This is a genomic window from Dietzia sp. Alg238-R159 (genome assembly GCF_900537145.1).
Classification (GTDB): domain Bacteria; phylum Actinomycetota; class Actinomycetes; order Mycobacteriales; family Mycobacteriaceae; genus Dietzia; species Dietzia kunjamensis.
Genome location: NZ_UNRI01000009.1, coordinates 21311 through 39431, shown reverse-complemented (window position 1 = coordinate 39431; position 18121 = coordinate 21311). Strand labels below are relative to the sequence as shown.

Here is an 18121-nt window from a genome sequence, read left to right as displayed (position 1 = left end):
GTCAGCGGCCCGGCGCTCCCACTGCGCGACCCGGTCAGCCACACAGGTCGAACGGCTCGGTGTCCGGGAAGTGCCGATCCCACTCCTCGGCGGTGAGCTGCACGCCACCGGCGCAGGCCTCGCTCACCACCCGGTCCGGGTCGAGCTGCCACATCCACATGGCGCCCTCGACGCCCACCGCGAGCAGGCCGCCCGTGGGCGAGGCGCTGCGGCCCTGGTAGAGCAGGGGATCGGTGGTCGATCCCAGAACCGCCCACGGTTGCGGCCCGGCAGGGTCGGACACGTCCACCACGGTGACCTGGCCGGTGCTCGAGGTGAGCATGACCAGGTCGTCGTCCGCGGAGAACGCGGTCCAGTAGATCTCCCCGGGCGGCGCGGTGAACGAGGACAGTTCGCGGGGCGCGGTCGCGTCGGCCATGTCCCACAGTCGGATCGTCTTGTCCCCGCCGGAGGTGGCCAGCAGTGGCGAGCCGTGCGCGTACCCGGCCGACGGCGAGGCGCCGATCCCGGTGGTGAGCCGGTGGGCGACGGTCGGCCGGTCGGGGTCGGTGGTGTCGAGGACGACCGTCTCGGGCCCGAGGGTCGGCACGACGAGTTGCCCGGAATCGGCCGAGAACTCGGCGACGACGCACGGGTCGGGCAGCGGCACCGTGACCCGGAGCGTGGGCTCGGCGGGATCGGTGACGTCGACCAGTCCCAGGTCGGGGCTGGTGTCGCTGCACACGGCCAGGGTGCGCCCGTCGGGGCTGAGCGGGCTGGCCACCACCACGCCGGAGGTCACGGGCAGGGTCGCGATCGACCGGGTGGCCGGCCCGAACGGTGCGGTGAACACCTGCAGGCCCCCGTCGGCAAGCCCGGCGTAGACGACGCGCCCGTCGGGGGACATGGCCACGGAGCCGGAGAACCGGGTCCCGGCGTCGGGGACGACGCGGCCGGTCTCGCGCGGGACCGGGCCGGTGGTGTCGACGACGGTGTAGTGCAGTTCCGCGGCGGTGACGCCGAGGACCCCGGTGGTCCGATCCGCCGAGGACGCGGTCTGGAAGATCGAGTTGGACTCCGAGGCCGCGCCCAGGCGTCCCAGCGGCCAGAGTCGGACCAGGCCGTCGACCGAATAGGTCACGAGGCGGTCGGAGTCGGTGAAGCGGACCCCGGTCGCGACCTGCGAGGCCGGCAATTCGGCGAGCATCCGCCCGACGGGGTCGTAGACGCGGACCCGCTCGTCCGACCCGGCGGCGGCGAGCCGCCCCCGGTCGTCGTAGGTGACGTCGTGGACGTAGGCGTTCCACCCGGTCAGTTCGGGCAGCGGGCGGGCACCCTCGAGGACCTCGGCACCGCCGTCAGCGCCGTCAGCGCCCGCTCCACCGGCACCGCCCAGCTGCCAGCGCTGCACGGACCGGTTGGTGGTCCCGGCCGCGATCCGGGTCCCGTCGGGGCTCACCGCGAGGGCGAGCGGGATCGCGACCGGCCCGGTGTCGAGGTCCGGCCCGCGGCGACCCCGGCCGGACGCATCGGCGTCGAGCAGCGTCTTGACGCCCGCGGTGCGGTTGGCCGCCAGCAGGGTCTGGGAGTCGGGCAGCCACTCCAGCGCTTCGACGGGCTTGGCGACCTCGGCCCCGGGATCGGGGACGGCGACCCGCGCGCGCTGGTCGGTGACGGCCAGCGCCCCGCCGCGCATGCCCAGCGGCCACCGCAGGACACGGCCGTCACCGGTGCCGGCCGCGAGGGTGGTGCCGTCGGGGGAGAAGGCGACGGAGTGGAACGGCCCGGCACCCTCCTCGAGGGCGGCAAGGATCGTGGGCTCCGTGGGATCGCTCAGGTCGACCAGGTGCACCGCGCCCTGTCCGGCGACCCCGAGGACCGAGCCGCCCGGCGACAGGTCGGCGGCGTACAGCTCGTGGCGCTCCCCGACGCCCAGGGCGAGGGTCGCGACCGCCGCGGGGTCGCCCGCGCGGAAGATCCGCAGGACGCCGTCCGAGCTGACGGCGGCGACACCGCCGTCGTCCGGCAGCGCGATGACCCGTCCACTGCCGGGGGCGGCCTCGAACCGCAGTGGCACGTCGGCGCGGCTGGTGTTGAGCAGCGCCGAGCGCGCCTCGGTGGTGGGGTGGATCCGGTAGGCGGCCAGGGCCAACGCGCGGCCCAGGCCGGGGTCGCGGGAGAAGGCGGTGGTGGAGGAGACCGATCCGGAGCGGGACAGGGCCACGTCGCGGGTGTGGCGGGCGTCCGCGCCGGCGCGGAGTGCGACACCGCTCGCGACCAGGGCCAGTACGGTCACCACCGCCAACGACGTCGCCAGCACGGTCAGCGTACGGATGCGCCTGCGGTCCCTCCGGGCGACGGATCGGTGATGGGATTCGGCGGCGGCGAGGAACTGCCGCTCCGATTCCGCCAGGTGGGCGCTGGGGCCGTCGTCGTCGTCCCTCCACCTCAGGTAGTCCGCGGTCGCCGACGCGGGGGGCAACGCGGACTCGTCGCGCCCCGACCCCTCCCAGTCGGCGGCGGCGGAGCGCACGCGCGCGAGGGTGCGCAGGCCCTCCCGGTCCGCGTCGATCCAGTCGACCAGGCGCGGCCACGAGGAGAAGAGCACCTCGTGGGTGGGGGTCACCGCCTCGCCGTCGACGGTGAGCAGGCCCGCGTGGGCGAAGGGGGTGGCGACGACGAGGAGGTCCTCGGACAGCTCGGCGAGCGGGGCGTGGCGGCGGACGGGACGGACGGAACGCACGTCGACCAGCCGGAGGAACAGGGTCCTGCTCGCGGCCCGGCCGGCCGGATCCAGTTCCTGGTAGACGGACTCCGCCGACGCGCGGACGGCGCCTTCCACCCCGCCGGAGGAGTAGTAGTCGTCCACGATGATGCGACGGCGGCGGCTGCGCTCCCAGCACACCAGCAGCACGTGGGACAGCAGCGGCAGGAGGGAGCGCTCGTCGGCGCCACCGTCGGCGGGGGCGACCGCGTCGAGCAGCAGGTTCACCAGCGACGGCTCGACCGTGTAGCCGAGGGAGCGTGCCGGCTCGACGATGATCTCGGCGAGCTGCTCGCGGCTGGGCGGGCCGATCACCACCGGGTCGTCGAGGGCGTCGCGCAGGACGGGCTCGGCGAGGGCGGGCTGAAAGAAGTCCGCGCGCAGGGCGAGAATCGTCGGCCGGCCCTCGGCGGCGCGGGTGGCCAGCACGTCGAGCACCTCCGCGCGGCGCGCGGGGCCCACCTCATCCGCCCAGAGCTCCTCGAGCTGGTCGACGACGAGGTGGCCGGTGGTGCTCGCGACCTCGGCGGTGATCCCGGCCGGGCGCACGATCGCCACGGTCGAGCCCTCGGCGACCCATCGCGGGGCGAGCCCGGCGGCGAGCAGCGACGACTTGCCCGAGCCGGAGGCGCCCACCACGACGAGCGGCCGCGTCCGTGAGGCGGTCACGCGGGCCAGGACCTGGTCGATCTCGGCCGCGCGACCGTGGAAGAGGGCGGCGTCGTCACTGAGGTAGGAGCGCAGACCGACATACGGGCTGCCGGTGTCGTCGGGCTGGGGCACGGCCGAGCGGGGAGTCGGTCGGGCGTCGGTCGGGTCGGTCCCGGCCGGAGCAGCGGGGTCCGTCGACGATCCGGTCTCACCGGGGCGGGTGCCGTTCTGCGTGCGGCGGGTGGTGCGCCGGGGCCCCGGACGCATCCGGACCCGCTCGACGGCCGCCCGCCACTCGTCGATGGTGGCGGCGGCGGCGGAGTCTGCGCGGGCGGGGTCCGTGCCGGCAGGGTCCGTATCCGAGCCCGCGTCCCCGCCGACCCCGAGTAGACGAAGCAGCTCCACCAGCGTCGCCTCGCTCGCTCGGGTCGGCACGTGCTGGCCCGAGAACCAGCCGGAGGCGGTCCCGAGGGTCAGGGAGGGGACCAACCGCACGACATCGCGGACCGAGAGTCCGGCCGCCACCCGGAGCGCGGTGAGCGCGGTGCCGAGCTCCTCACGAGTCTGAATCTGAGAAGGAGCTGATCGTCCAACTGCGCCCTCGACGGGCTCGCGGGGGGTGTGCACGGTCAACATCGTACGGCCGGCCGACCGGCGTACGGAAGGGATTCGGAGGTCATGTGCTGGGGTTTCATACAATCGTAGGACGCATCCGTACGGACTTGTACTGACATTTCGGGGGAAGTTCACGCCGTGACCGGGCGTCGCCAGAATGAGTCGGAACTCATCGAACGAGAGGGCGCCATGACCGCCACGATCCCTTTTTGCCCCGCCGCGGCCCGTCCGGACCTCAGTGACCGGGAGGTCGAGGTCCTCATCGCCTGGCTCGCCTCGGACAGCAAGCGCGAGGTCACCGAGCGGCTGTTCCTGGCCGACTCCACCGTCAGCACGTACATCCAGCGGGTGCGTTCCAAGTACGACGCCGTCGGCCGGCCCGCGCGGACCAAGGTCCGGTTGCTGCTGCGGGCGGTGGAGGACGGTTACGTCAGACTCGACGACCTGTGAGGGGGTGGCGCGCCCCCGTGACGGCGCTGCCACCGCCGACGGGGATTTCGTCTGCCGAGGTCACCGGGGTAGCCTTGAGCGGTTGCTGACGCAACGACCCTCCTGCCACGGAGACACCGTGGCCGAATCTGTAGTCCACAGGAGGTGATGAGGTCCCATGCGTCAATACGAAGTGATGGTCATCCTCGATCCGAGTCTCGACGAGCGCACCGTGGCGCCGTCGCTGGACACGTTCCTCAACGTGATCCGGCAAGAGGGCGGATCGGTCGACAAGGTCGATGTCTGGGGGAAGCGCCGCTTCGCCTACGAGATCAACAAGCAGACCGAGGGCATCTACGCTGTCGCGCAGATCAAGTCCGAGCCGGACGCGGTCAAGGAGCTGGATCGTCAGCTCGGTCTGAACGAGAACGTTCTCCGCACCAAGGTGCTCCGCGCCGACAAGTGACCCGGAGTGTCCGACCGCACCGGTAATCTGGGCGCGGTCGGTCGGCCTTCGATCACCATCCACCTCAGGCTGTAATACGCCGGCTTCAACACGGAGGACAAGCGCATGGCACAGGGCGACACCCCTATCACAGTGGTCGGGAACATCGTCGCGGACCCCGAGCTGCGGTTCACGCCGTCGGGTGCCGCGGTGGCGAACTTCCGGATCGCCTCCACGCCACGTCGCTTCAATTCGCAGACCAACCAGTGGGAGGACGGCGAAGGCCTGTTCCTCACCTGCAACGTCTGGCGGCAGGCGGCGGAGAACGTCGCCGAGTCGCTCCAGAAGGGCATGCGCGTCATCGTCAACGGTCGGCTGCGCCAGCGGTCGTACGAAACCCGTGAGGGCGAGAAGCGCACCGTCTACGAGGTGGAGGTCGACGAGGTCGGCCCGTCGCTCAAGTACGCCACCGCCAAGGTGACCCGCACCAACCGCGAAGGCGGCGGGGGCGGCGGCCAGCAGGGCGGCGGTTTCCAGGGTGGCGGCCAGCAGGGCGGCGGCTTCCAGGGTGGCGGTCAGCCGCAGGGCGGTTACGGCGGCGGCCAGGGCCGTGGTCAGCAGAACGACGACCCGTGGGGCAGCGCCCCGCAGGCCGGCGGTTCCGGTGGCTTCGGTGGCATGGACGACGAGCCCCCGTTCTAGAGCGCGTCGATTTCCCCGGGGCGCCACCCGCGTCCCACCCCATAAGCATGAGACATGACCTCGCGACATCCCGGCCCCGGTCGGGTCCGTCGGAGGAAAGAAAGGTAGACGGATCATGAAGCTGATCCTCACCGCCGACGTCGACAAGCTCGGTGCGCCGGGCGACATCGTCGAGGTCAAGGGCGGATACGGTCGTAACTTCCTGCTCCCGCGCGGGCTGGCCATCGTGGCCACCCGTGGCGCCGAGCGCCAGGTCGACTCCATCAAGCGGGCCCAGGAGGCTCGTGAGGTGCGCGACTCGGACCACGCCAACGAGCTCAAGCAGAAGCTCGAGTCGCTGGCCGACGTCAAGGTCGCGGTCAAGACCTCGGACACCGGCAAGCTGTTCGGTTCGGTCACCGCGGGCGATGTCGCCTCCGCCATCAAGGCTGCGGGCGGGCCGACCCTCGACAAGCGTGCCGTCGAGATGCCCAAGGAGCACATCAAGTCGACCGGCGCCCACAGCGTCGTCGTCGACCTGGGTCACGACACCACCGCGCGCGTCGCGGTCGAGGTCGTCCCCGCCTGATTCACCGCGAAGGGCCCCGGTCGTCACAGTGACGGTCGGGGCCCTCGCTTTTGTGGACGGCCTGTGGATAACTAGTTGTAATGCCTAGGGTCCGGACGGTTCTCGGATCGGTGCCGTTCATCTTTCGTTATCCGTTGTGTCCCTGTTTGTGACGTGGTAAGCACCGTTCTCCACCGGCGCCACGACCTGCAACGATGATGGTGATCTGCGGGTTTGCTGAAAGTGGCCAGCGGTTTCCACCGGTTGTCCACAGTGATACGCCCATCGGCCCTGCGTAACCCACATCCATTCACAGTTGTCCACAGGTGCTCTCTCGCAAATGTGGATAGACCTGTGGATAACCGGGTGGACGGGGCGCCGGGCGTGTCGGCGCGGTGACCTACAGTGGAGAGGTCGCTCGGCGCCTGTTCAGGGCCGGTGCCCATTCGGGTTGGTGCCTGATCGGGGTCGGTGACGGTATGAGTTCTACGGCGGAGAGGAGCGGTCATGGCGCAGGGGGGATTCAGCGGTCCCGGCGAGATGCCGCCTCCGCCGGACGAGGGTGGCGGCGGAGAGTTCGGCCGCACCCCGCCGCAGGACCTCACCGCCGAGCAGTCCGTGCTCGGCGGGATGCTGTTGAGCAAGGACGCCATCGCGGACGTGGTGGAGGAGATCCAGCCGGGCGACTTCTACAAGCCCGCGCACCAGGCCATCTACGACGTCATCCTCGACCTGTACGCACGCGGTGAGCCGGCCGACGCCGTCACCGTGGCCGCCGAGCTCGACCGTCGGGGCGACCTCCGCCGTGCCGGCGGTGCCCCGTACCTGCACACGCTCATCTCCACCGTCCCCACCGCGGCCAACGCCGGGTACTACGCGCAGATCGTCGCGGAGAAGGCGGTGCTGCGCCGCCTGGTCGACGCCGGCACCCGGATCGTGCAGTTCGGCTACTCGGGGTCCGAGGGCGCGGACGTCGCCGAGGTGGTGGACCGCGCCCAGGCGGAGATCTTCGAGGTCACAGAGCGGCGCACCACCGAGGACTTCGTGATCATCGAGGAGCTGCTGCAGCCCACGATGGACGAGATCGACGCGATCCACACCGCGGGCGGGCTCGCCCAGGGAGTGCCCACCGGATTCGCCGACCTGGACGCCGTGACCAACGGCCTGCACGGTGGCCAGATGATCATCATCGCCGCCCGCCCCGGCGTGGGTAAGGCGCTGGCCCTCGACACCGTCCTGCCCACGCCCGACGGCCAGACCACCATGGGCGAAGTCGTCGTGGGGGACCGGGTGCTGGATGCCGACGGGCAGCCCACCGAGGTCGTCGCCGTGACCGAGGTGTGGCAGGACCGTCCATGCTTCACAGTGCGGTTCAACGACGGCACCGAGCTGGTCGCCGACGCCGAGCACGAGTGGCGTATCGAGATGGGTGGCACCGAGCAGATCGTCACCACCAAATCGCTCGACACCCTCATGCTGGTCTGTGACTTCGGGATCGTCGTCCCCGAGCATCCCGGCTCCGGCCGGGCGGCCCGGGTGATCACGGATGTGCGCGGCGCCGAGAGCGTCCCGGTGAAGTGCATCGAGGTGGCCGCTGCCGACCACCTGTACCTGGCGGGCCCCACCGCGATCCCCACGCACAACTCGACCATCGGCCTGGACATCATGCGGTCGTGCTCCATCAAGCACGGCCTCGCCTCGGTGGTGTTCTCGCTGGAGATGAGTCGTACCGAGATCGTCATGCGTCTGATGAGCGCCGAGGCACGCGTCAAGTTGTCCGACATGAAGTCGGGCAAGATGAGCGACGAGGACTGGACCCGGATGGCCCGGCGCATGGGCGAGATCTCCGAGGCGCCCCTGTTCATCGATGACTCTCCCAACATGACGATGATGGAGATCCGCGCCAAGGCCCGCCGGCTCAAACAGAAGCACGACCTGCGGCTGATCGTGGTGGACTACCTGCAGCTGATGTCCTCGGGCAAGAAGGTCGAGTCCCGTCAGCAGGAGGTCTCCGAGTTCTCTCGTCAGCTCAAGCTGCTGGCCAAGGAGATCGACGTCCCCCTGATCGCGATCTCCCAGCTGAACCGTGGCCCGGAGCAGCGGACGGACAAGCGGCCCCAGGTGTCCGACCTCCGTGAGTCCGGCTCACTGGAGCAGGACGCGGACATCGTCATGCTGCTCCACCGGCCGGACGCCTCCGAGCGCGACGACCCGCGGGCCGGAGAGGCCGACCTGATCCTGGGTAAGCACCGTGGTGGTCCCACGTCCACGATCACGGTGGCGCATCAGCTGCATTACTCGCGTTTCGTGGACATGGCGCGGGGGCTGTAGCTCTCGTGTCGGTTGCCAAACAGTTTGTCAGTTTGCCAACTGCGTGTCAGTAGCGTGCCACTATTTTGTCAGCGAAGGCAGCCGGCCGAGTGTCGATGAATCCATCTTCGCGGTGAGACATCGGCAACGTGTCCCGGCTCTCTGCCCGGCACGGGTCAGCCAACGAGGACGGCGGAAGCCAGCGCAGCGATCAACCCTGCCAGCGTGGCCACCACGCTCCCAGCAGGCACTGCCACCCCGGCGGAGCGCTCTCTCASCAGATACCSAGCTCCAGCCCCTACTGCACCTACAGCCTCCAAGCCGGCGAACACCGAGAACACCGAGAACACCGTCAAGTACAGCGTCATGCTGAGTATCGCCCCGGGAACAGCCCCAGGGCCGCTCCCCGTACCAGCTAGAATCAGCGGAAACTGCCAGGCCCAGGGCACAATGCCCGCGGTCGGCGCCCGAATCCCGAGACTCTGTGGCGTGACCAGCGAGAACCCGAGGCGCTCGGCGAACGCGGCCCGGCTTATCTCAACTGGGCGCGAAGCCGCCCACCTCGATGGAATACCTACATGAGCCCCGAGTATCGCCTTCCTCGAGGCTCCAAGCTAGGTGAACCACAGACAAGACGACCGGCACCGCATCCCCGTTCTCCAGCTAAGCCCGACTGGGATCTTGCAGGCGCAGGAGCATAGTAAGCGATTCACCCACCTTGGCGACCTGTTGAAAACCTGCGCTTTCGTAGAGATGCAGCGCAAAGTTGTCTGTTTCAACGCTCAAGCTCAACGAYGCCAGCCCCTGCTGTCGTGCGGCCCCGATCAGCGCGTCAAGAAGTCGGGACCCAAGTCCGTGTCCGCGCCAACTCCGCACGACCCCCATGGCCAGCTCGGGCGTGGCGGCATCGACGTAGCCGTAGCCAGGATCGCTCTCCGGGAGCAGTCGCACCCAGGCTGCCCCCACGGGCGCTCCCTCGTACAGCGCGACCACGCCAAGGTCCCCGTAACGCGGCCAGCCCACGACGTAGTGGGCAAGCTGCGGTTCACGCAAGACCCCTGCGACGCTGCCCCCAACATCGTCAGGTCTCCAGAAGGCCGCTTCGACGAGCATCTCGGTAAGAAAGTCGGCATCCGAGGCGTCAGCGCGACGCAATATAAGGCTCACCCGACCATTGTGACCGGCGAGCGGTCCTCCACCGAGCAGTTCCGCCTTTCGCTGGAATGTGACGCCGCCCTGGAAAGATGGCCCACTTAGATGGGGGCCGAGGGGACGGCTATAGACCTCTCGGCAGTTGAGATGGATGTGCGCCCCTGAGCGCCTCCTACTGATCGAGSTGCTTGAAGTATCGCGCTACAGGCCACGGCTCGAAGCCGATCGACTCGTACACTCTTCGCGCAGGCGCGTGCCCGCTATCGCCACCCGTCTCGACCAYCACCATTGCCATGCCCGCCGCGCGAACTCGAGCGAACGCGTGCTCCAGGAGATGACGCCCAACCCCCCGTTGCTGATAGTCGGGATCAACGGCGATGACAAACACCTCGCCCATGTTGTCGTCAGGSKGAGCGTGTCAMAYCAMATSMGACGKGCGGTAGTCGGTTSAGCTTGGCTAGTTTCGGGTTCTCGGGCGGCGGGGTCGTTGATGGTCGCCTTCTCTGGGAGTCGGGGTGGGTGTGGTCGTCGGTTGAACCGTTCGGGGTGCTTGGCGTAGGCGGCGTCGAGCACGAGCTGGCGCCTGTCGCGGATGGTCTCGGCGGTGCCGTCGTGGACGCTGGCCGGGGTGTGCAGTCCGATCCCGCTATGGCGGTGCTGGTGGTTGTACCAGTGGATGAACTGGTTCATCCAGGCCCGTGCCTGGCCGATGCTGGCGAACCGCTCGGGGTAGTCCGGCGTGTACTTCATCGTCTTGAACTGGGACTCGCTGTAGGGATTGTCGTTGCTGGTCCGCGGCCGATTGTGCGACCGGGTCACATCCAGATCGCACAGCAGCGAGGCCAACGGCTTCGAGGTCATCGCCGCACCGCCGTCGGCGTGGAGATACCCCGGCGCCCGGCCCTGCTCAGCGATGGAATCGGCGACCAGGTCAGCGGCCAGTTCGCCGTCTTCGACGGTCTCGATACGCCAGCCCACCACGTAGCGGGAGAAGATGTCGATGACGACATAGGCGTGGTACCAGATGCCCTTGGACGGGCCCCGCATTTTCGTAATATCCCACGACCACACGTCATTTGACGAGGTCGCGACCAGTTCAGGGATCTTGCGTGGTGGATGGGTGGCCTGGCGGCGGCGTTCGCCGTTCATCGCCTGCGCCGCCAGGATCCGGTGCATCGTGCGCTGCGAGCAGTGATAGCGGCCGGCGTCGAGCTCGCGGGCCCACACCTGCGCCACCGACAGATCGGCGTAGGCCTCGCTGGTGATCACCCCGAGGATCGCGGCGCGCTCGGCGTCGGTGAGCTCGGCAGGGTGCCGGGCTTTGGGGTGCGGCCCCAAGGCGCGCGGCTTGGGATTGGCCTGGCGGTGATGGGTCGCCCGGGACCGGCCGACCAGGGCGCAGGCCCGCACCACGCCCAGCAGCGAGGTCAGCAGCTGCGCGGTTTCGGCCTGCCAGGTGCGCCAGGCCGCCCTGGTCACCCCTTGTTTTTCTTGGAGAGCGCTTCCMAGAACGCGACACCTTTTCCCATGACCTCCAGAGCGGCGTCACGGTCGGCGATGACCTTGTCCTTTCGGGCCGCGTCCGCCTCGAGCTTGCCGATCTGCTTTTCCAGCTCGGCGATGCGCGCCTGCTCCGGCGACTGACCCGCCCGCGGCTTCTTGGTGCTCACCCTGCCCAGTGTTCCGGCTTCGATCTGGGCCCGCCACTGCTTGACGCTGGAATCGTAGAGGCCCTCCCGGCGCAGCACGCGGCCCTTCTGCCCGGACGGGGCCTGCTCGTACTCGGCGACGATGCGCCGCTTGTACTCGGCGGTGAACGTCCGCCGGGCCGGCCGCCCGGTTCGCGGGGCCTGAACCGTCTCCCGCGTCGAGGTCGTCGGCGTCGTCTGCGAGGCCTCCATGGCCGCGTCAGTGGTCACAGTGATCGTCATGCTGGGTTCTCCTTCTGCTCGCGCCCCAGCCTCTCAACCAGCCAGCCCGGGTGTCTCACCTCAGTCTGGCGGATAGGGAGGGTGCAAGCGAGTGCACACCCATCCGATTGGCCGCCCCTCATCAACCGCGACATCGACGTTCTCAGGTTCGTTGTCAAGCACTTCTGACAGGTCCTTGAGCTGCCTTTCGCGCCACCCACTTGGGTAGAACGCGCTGTACACGAAACCCGGCACTTCGTTCCTCACTATCGGGAAGACTGGTTTCCAAGCCCGGAGTGAGAGGTCTAGTAGCGCAGACCGGTGCTCTGGGGCGTAGCTGATGATTCGGTGCATCCAGATCTCCTAAGGTGGACACGCTCTCGAAAGAAAGCCACCGTGGCCGTGATGGTGTGACCTTCAACTTCGTTTAGAGGGATTTCTCAGCTTCATATGGCGGCACTTTTCTGATAGGCCGAGAGGCTCGAAGGTGAGCGCCTGTTGCACGCAATCTAGTCGGGCCGCTGACTGGTAGTCGCACCCGATCTGCTCAGGCCCAAGGTGAACGGATAGCCGAGACTCGCAGCGCTGCCGTACGGATAGCCCTGGCCGCAGGGAACGAGCGGTCCGGTCGAATGTCCAGGCCAGCGACCTTCGCGATTTCGTCGGCGACCTGTTGCACGGTCCGGTTGCCTGTGTCGATATGCACCCCGAACTCCGGCGCAGATAACGCATCGAGTGTGGCGTCAGCATGATGCTGGGCGTAGGCCGCGATCACGTCGCCACGAGATCGGAGTCGCCTACGCAGTTCGTGGAGTTGCAGTGACAGCGTGACGTGAATAACCCGGTGCTGCGATGCCTGTACGGGATCGAGTACGTGAGATAGGAGGAGGCTGTCGACGACAGTTTGGGGAGCAATGATCGTCGCCCCCGTGTGATCGAGAATGTCGATCAAAGTGGATGAGACGGCAGAGGTCCAAGCGTAAAGGGTTCGGTAGTCAGGTCTCTCGCTCCGCGGGTACATCCGGCGTAAGCCGAAACCAACATGTTCCGGATCGGCGAGGTGGGAGTGCGGCACACGACGGACCAGGTCAGCGGCAACATGAGTCTTGCCACTGCCATGGGCACCGTTGATCCACAGAAGCGTGCCGCGTCGCTGGTCACTCATTACGTAGTCAGTACTCAATTCGACTGAGACTGGGGCGCTGTTACAAGACATATCGATATGGGTACCAAGGTCCTTCGAGGTGGTTTACCGCTAACCCTTTGACCTCGGGATCGAAGGTGGGTGGGACCAGCCACTCTTGTGAAAGAAGGCTCCGGAGTCGGTCGAGCCGAACGAAGTGCGGCCCTCTCGGAGACGCTGGAAAAACTGTCAGGAACGAGGATTCTGCCAACTTCGTGACAATCGGCCTCTGACAATTTGCTGACAACGTGCTGCTGGATCGGCACGAAGCTGACAAGTTGGATGAGAACCGACATCTCGTTGTCGGTTCTCAAACAATCTGTCAATTTCTCACTGGCGTGTCACACGGTTCGCAGGAATCTGTCACTTCCCCGATCGAAGGAGACCACGCACGAAGAAATTGCGGCACTGCACGGCCTCGAGCAGCGGATAACGGTGTCCGTCTGCGAGCCAGGTACAAGAACCAAAAACTCGCAGCGGTTTTGAAGGAACGAATTGGTGCCACTGAGATTTGACCGATCTAACGGTATTCTGATTGCCGATTCGAAATCAGCTTGAATCTGCGGCAGAAAAACGGGCGCAATCGGAGGAGTGTTGGTGAATCGGGAGCCCGAGCGCGTCGGCTCTCTATGGTATCACTTAGAACGTTAGGCGACCTGATCACTGGCCCGTCGCTTCACGTGGAGGGAAACCTCGGAAGAGTTGAAACGCAGACTTCGTGACCGGGCAGAACGTCGTAAACAAAATGCTTCCAAGTCGGCTGCGCCTGGAGTTCAACATTTTCGTATTCAACTTGGATAACTAAGGGAATTTGCAAATTGAGGTTCTGGTAATACTGGATTGTCGATTCAGCCGCTGAGGACAATGAAACTTCGCCCTGGGCGATCTCTTGAGCCGAGACTTTATTCTTATGTACCAGAAAATACTGAGAATCGTCCTGTGGAGAGATTACGATGTAGCAAAGAGATCCTTCGAGGTCCAGAGGCATTATTCGATTTCTACCGTCTCGGAACGAGGACAATGCCTCCCGCCATCGCTTGTAGATTCTCAGACGTAGATTAACTTCAGAGAGATTATTTTCGAAATCGCTGAAGCGGTCATCCCAGCCGCCTCGATTTTCCAAGCCCTGATGGCCGAGGACGGCTAGCGCCGTAATAGGTCGTTCTGCACGAGCTTCAAAAACCCTATCGGAGACAAATTTAACGACTTCGTCAACTGTGCGGAGGCACGCTCGAATCTCGTCGAGAGTCGGAGTGTATCCGTAGTGGATTGCTCTATTGCGAAGCGAAGCCACATCCGTAACCCATTGCTCAATAATTTCCGGGGCTTCCTGGCCCCACCCATAGTGCTGGTAGAACTTTTGGAGTTCGTTCTTAACAAGATCGACGATGCCTCGAGCAGTTCCGCGCTTGTTTAGGAAGCGCGTTACCGCCTGCTCGGGGCGTAGGTCCTCCTCCCAGAGCGTGTGCTGCAGCAGTTCGTCTAGCAGTGCTTCGCAACTTGAAGCATATAGTATGGCGGCGATTCTATAGTTGCCCTCTTTAGTGAAGTACATGTCGGCTTCGCGTCGAAAATCGAAGTAAGCAGTGAAAGGTCCATCATTAGAAAGATTGACAAGGGCTGCGTCTAGCCAAGAATCCAAATCGGCCGAATCCTGGGTGACGCTACTAACAAAAGGAATATTCCAATTTAAATTGAAGACGCTAAGCCCCTGCAAATCGGGCAATTCGCCCTTTTCGATCATTCGCCAAGGCTGGGTGTCCGAAGTGGCTAAGGGGATCATTGGTGGCAAGGACTCCCTAGTTACAAGTCTGAGCGGTTCATTCGAAATTAAGGCGAACGCTCGAAGTAATACGTTTAATTCCGAAACTGCGTAGTCAAAGGCGGCCGTGAATTCATCTGGGACATTATCGCTCGTGGGCGCCGTTGTGTTCTTCCCTGTGAAATCTAGATCGACCATAGCTTCCGCCACTGTTGATTGGACAGGCTCTAGGATGTCGGAAAGGCGTTCTTGACGACGCTCCCCGTTAGTCCGTTCTGCAGCGAGTTGGAAGCTCGATTCAATCGATATGGGAGGCGACCCTTTAGTCTCGACTTGGTGAAACACGAAGTGGACGCTGTCGGCTGTGGGAGACGAAGATCCGTCGTCCTGTTCAATCCATCCGGTGGCCTTCTTGGTTTTGTTGAAGCCGTTAGGTACGTGCAGTGTGCGGCTGAGCGGAATGAAGAAATGCGCAGTTGATCCCACGGCACGGACACTCCTATTCGAGTCCATAGTTAATGACCAGAGAAACTGAAAAAAATGACTTTCCTACCACGCCTCAGCCTGCCTTGCTCAGAGTCCGATAGACGGCCGGCAGGAGCTCGCCGAGCAGTGCTCGGGCGAGGTCCTTGTTGTTGAGGATCTGGGCGGAGAGGTCTGCCGAGGAGTCCATGGATCCGATGACTGCGTCGGTGAAAGCGACATCGATGTCGGGGCTCGCGCGGAACTGGGCGAGTGAATTGTTCTGGGCCTGTGTCTTGAGGGTCTCGCTCTCTTCGAGCCGGTCCTTGATGTGGGTGACCACGTTGCGGACGGAGGAGTCGGGGTGGTTTCCGGCGAACAGGTCGTTGATGCGGTCGATCACTTCGTCGAGGGCGACCATGTCGGGGTCGCGGACCGTGCCGGTTCCGGCGTCGCGCGCTGGCTCCAGTGGGGTGCTGCCGGAGAGCTCACCGTCCCGGGTGGCCTGCCGGTGGTGGCCGAGGTAGTCGATAGCCACCGCGGACAGGTCGATGGGGGTGTCCTTCTCCCCACTGCTGAGCTGCGGGGCCAGGAGCTTGAGATACAGCGAGAGCTTTTCCAGCCATGGGTTTTCGTAGTCGAACAGCTGGGACAGGAACTCGTACTGTCGAACGTAGGTGCCCACGTCTTTCCTGAACATCTGCAGCTCGTCGATTTCCACAGCGTCGGAGGCGTCGACCGCGGACCGCATCCGCACGGTGAAACGGTCGGCAGCGGGAGCGACCCACTTCACCAGCGCGTTGTGGCCCTCTCGGGCGAGGAAGGCATCGGCGAAGCCGTCGACCTCGGAGCGCTCGTAGATGCCGGCGACGGAGAGTTTGCGTTCGGTGTCGTGGACGATGTTCGGATCGGTGATGTCGGCCAGGGTGGTGGCCTCGTAGTAGGGCGCGAACGCGTCCACGATGTCGTCGACCTCGTTGGCGAAGTCCAGCACGAAGGTCTGGTCTTTCAGCGGCGGGAAGGTCCGGTTGAGCCGCGAGAGGGTCTGCACGGCCTGGACCCCGCCGAGACGCTTGTCGACGTACATGGCCACGAGTTTGGGCTGGTCGAAACCGGTCTGGAACTTGTTGGCCACCAGCATCACCTGGAACTCGTCGGTGGCAAACGCGTCCCGCAGGTCGCGGCCCTTGAGCCCGGGGTTCATGTTGATCTCGGAGAACGGCTCGTCGGTGCCGGACTCGTGGTCGGTGAGCTCCCCGGAGAAGGCGACCAGCGCGGCGATGTCGCTGTAGCCGTTCTCGGAAACGTAGCGGTCAAAGGCGAGCTTGTATCGCACGGCGGCCTTGCGGGAACTGGTCACCACCATCGCTTTGGCCTGCCCGTTCAGTCGCCAGGCGACGTTCTGCCGGAAGTGCTCGACGATGATCTGCACCTTCTGCGAGATGTTGGTGGGGTGCAGCTTGACCCAGTTCATCACCGACTTCACCGCAGCGGAGCGGTCCACAAGGTCGTCGTCGCCGCCCTCGGTGGTCACGGCGACGGTGCCTTCGCCGGTGTCGCTGGTGGCGTAGGTCTTGCCGTTGTGCGACAGCCGGAACGCGGTCTTGTACGGGGTGTAGTTGCGCAGGACGTCCAGGATGAAGCCCTCGTCGATCGCCTGCTGCATCGAGTACAGGTGGAACGGCTGCGGGGTGCCGTCGGGGCCAGGGCGGCCGAACAGCTCCAGCGTGGTGGCCTTGGGGGTGGCGGTGAAGGCGAAGAAGGAGATGTTGCCGGCCTCGGCGCGGGCTTTGGTCTCGGCGGCGAGCATGTCCTCGGCCGACACGGCTCCGCCCTGGGCGACCTCGTCGAGTTCGGCCTGCGACAGGACCTGCTTGAGTTTGTTGGACGCTCCACCGGCCTGGGAGGAGTGGGCTTCGTCGGCGATGATCGCAAAGGACCGACCTCGGAGGGTGGTGCGGTCGGAGATGGCGTCCAGGGCGTAGGGGAAGGTCTGGATGGTGACGACGACGATGTGGGTCCCCGACTCGAGAGCCTCGGCCAGTTCTGAGGATTTCGAGCCGGTCAGCCCATCGATGTGGGCCACGACGCCGGTGGTGCGGTTGATCTGGTGGATGGCCTCTTGCAGTTGCGCGTCGAGAACGGTCCGGTCGGTGACCACGATGACGGACGAGAACACCTTGTCGTCGTCCTCGTCATACAGCGACGACAGTCGCTGGGCGAGCCAGGAGATGGAGTTGGTCTTGCCCGAGCCGGCGGAGTGCTGGACGAGGTACTTATGCCCGGGCCCTTCGGTGCGGGCGGCCTGGACGAGTCGGGTGACGGCGTCCCACTGGTGGTAGCGCGGGAAGAGCAAGGTCTCTTTTCGGGTCTTCTTGCCGGTGTCCGGATCGCGCTTCTCGGTGATCTCCAGGTGCATGAAACGGTCGAGGATCTCCAGCCAGGTGTCGCGCTGGAGAATGGTCTCCCACAGGTAGGCGGTGGCCGAGCCGTGCGGGTTGGGCGGGTTGCCGGCGTGGTGGCCGTTGCCGCGGTTGAAGGGCAGGAACACGGTGTCCTGGCCGGCGAGCCGGGTGGTCATATGCACTTCGGTGTTGGATACCGCGAAGTGCACCAGGGCGCGGGTGGCAAAGCCGAGCAGCGGCTCGCCCTTGGGCAGGCGGTCCTTCTTGTACTGCTCGATAGCGTGCTCGACCGACTGCGTGAAGTCAGTCTTGAGTTCGGCCGTCGCCACCGGGATTCCGTTGACGAAGAACACCAGGTCGATAGACTTCTTCGGGTTGGACTTGGAGTAGTGGACCTGCCGCATGACCCGCAGTCGCACCGCCTGGTACCTGGCGGCCGTGGTGGCGTTAAGCCCGGAGTTCGGCTTGAACTGGCACATCGCGAAGTTCGCATTGAAGTCCGAGAAGCCGCGCCGTAGCACGGCGAGCGTCCCACCGTCGGCTTTCAGATCCGCCGACAGGGCTTTGGACAGCCGCTGCAGAAGCGCGGCCTTTGACTTCTCCTGTGCTGCGGACTGGTCTGCGGGTTTGACGCGCTTGTCCCACTCGTCGGACTGGGAGTGCTGCAGCCACCAGAACACGTCCTCGGGAAACAGGGCGAGTTCACGGTCGTACCCGGCATCGTTGGGCGAGTACTCCCAGCCATGCGCGGCCAGGTGCGCGCAGATCTCGTCCTCGAGCACGGACTCGTGATGCTGGGCCATGG

12 protein-coding genes and 1 pseudogene are annotated in these 18121 nt (G+C 65.8%); 5 read left to right on the top strand and 8 right to left on the bottom strand.

The annotated features are described in order from the left end of the window. Positions 1-34: 34 nt before the first annotated feature. On the bottom strand, positions 35-4021 hold the full coding sequence (locus G6R20_RS15915) for a hypothetical protein (RefSeq protein WP_163376965.1): 3987 nt from the start codon (positions 4019-4021) through the stop codon (positions 35-37). 177 nt (positions 4022-4198) lie between these two features. Here G6R20_RS15915 and G6R20_RS15910 point away from each other — a divergent pair, with 177 nt between their 5' ends. The 5 genes from G6R20_RS15910 (at position 4199) to dnaB (ending at position 8463) form a co-directional block, all read left to right on the top strand. Further along, positions 4199-4459, top strand: coding sequence for a LuxR C-terminal-related transcriptional regulator (locus G6R20_RS15910; RefSeq protein ID WP_163376964.1), 261 nt, complete (start codon positions 4199-4201; stop codon positions 4457-4459). 157 nt (positions 4460-4616) lie between these two features. Then, positions 4617-4904, top strand: a complete 288-nt coding sequence (rpsF, locus tag G6R20_RS15905; RefSeq protein WP_067720016.1) for a 30S ribosomal protein S6 — start codon at positions 4617-4619, stop codon at positions 4902-4904. A gap of 105 nt (positions 4905-5009) precedes the next feature. After that, positions 5010-5585, top strand: a complete 576-nt coding sequence (locus G6R20_RS15900; protein WP_067720013.1) for a single-stranded DNA-binding protein — start codon at positions 5010-5012, stop codon at positions 5583-5585. A gap of 115 nt (positions 5586-5700) precedes the next feature. Then, a complete protein-coding gene (gene rplI / locus G6R20_RS15895) occupies positions 5701-6153 on the top strand; it encodes a 50S ribosomal protein L9 (RefSeq protein ID WP_067720010.1) in 453 nt (150 codons plus the stop codon). Positions 6154-6672: 519 nt separating this feature from the next. Next, entirely contained in the window at positions 6673-8463 is a 1791-nt protein-coding gene (dnaB, locus tag G6R20_RS15890; RefSeq protein ID WP_205475922.1) for a replicative DNA helicase, read from the top strand. A 642-nt stretch (positions 8464-9105) separates the two neighbouring features. Here the strand turns inward: dnaB and G6R20_RS15885 are convergent. From G6R20_RS15885 to G6R20_RS15855, 7 genes and pseudogenes are all read right to left on the bottom strand, one after another. After that, positions 9106-9609, bottom strand: a complete 504-nt coding sequence (locus G6R20_RS15885; protein WP_205475915.1) for a GNAT family N-acetyltransferase — start codon at positions 9607-9609, stop codon at positions 9106-9108. A 157-nt stretch (positions 9610-9766) separates the two neighbouring features. Further along, positions 9767-9991: a GNAT family N-acetyltransferase gene (locus G6R20_RS15880; RefSeq protein WP_163376962.1), complete on the bottom strand. Its 225-nt coding sequence runs from the start codon at positions 9989-9991 to the stop codon at positions 9767-9769. A 236-nt stretch (positions 9992-10227) separates the two neighbouring features. Beyond that, positions 10228-11073, bottom strand: a pseudogene (locus tag G6R20_RS15875) (IS3 family transposase); the annotation flags it as partial. Beyond that, entirely contained in the window at positions 11070-11525 is a 456-nt protein-coding gene (locus G6R20_RS15870) for a transposase (protein WP_163376961.1), read from the bottom strand. The gene G6R20_RS15870 and the pseudogene G6R20_RS15875, both read right to left, overlap by 4 nt. 526 nt (positions 11526-12051) lie before the next feature. Further along, positions 12052-12669, bottom strand: a complete 618-nt coding sequence (locus G6R20_RS15865; RefSeq protein WP_163376960.1) for an AAA family ATPase — start codon at positions 12667-12669, stop codon at positions 12052-12054. Positions 12670-13363: 694 nt separating this feature from the next. Continuing rightward, positions 13364-14935 carry a hypothetical protein gene (locus G6R20_RS18545; RefSeq protein ID WP_205475914.1) on the bottom strand — a complete coding sequence of 524 codons (1572 nt, stop codon included), beginning with the start codon at positions 14933-14935 and terminating at the stop codon, positions 13364-13366. 73 nt (positions 14936-15008) lie between these two features. Then, positions 15009-18119: a type I restriction endonuclease gene (locus tag G6R20_RS15855; RefSeq protein ID WP_163376959.1), complete on the bottom strand. Its 3111-nt coding sequence runs from the start codon at positions 18117-18119 to the stop codon at positions 15009-15011. Positions 18120-18121 lie beyond the last annotated feature (2 nt).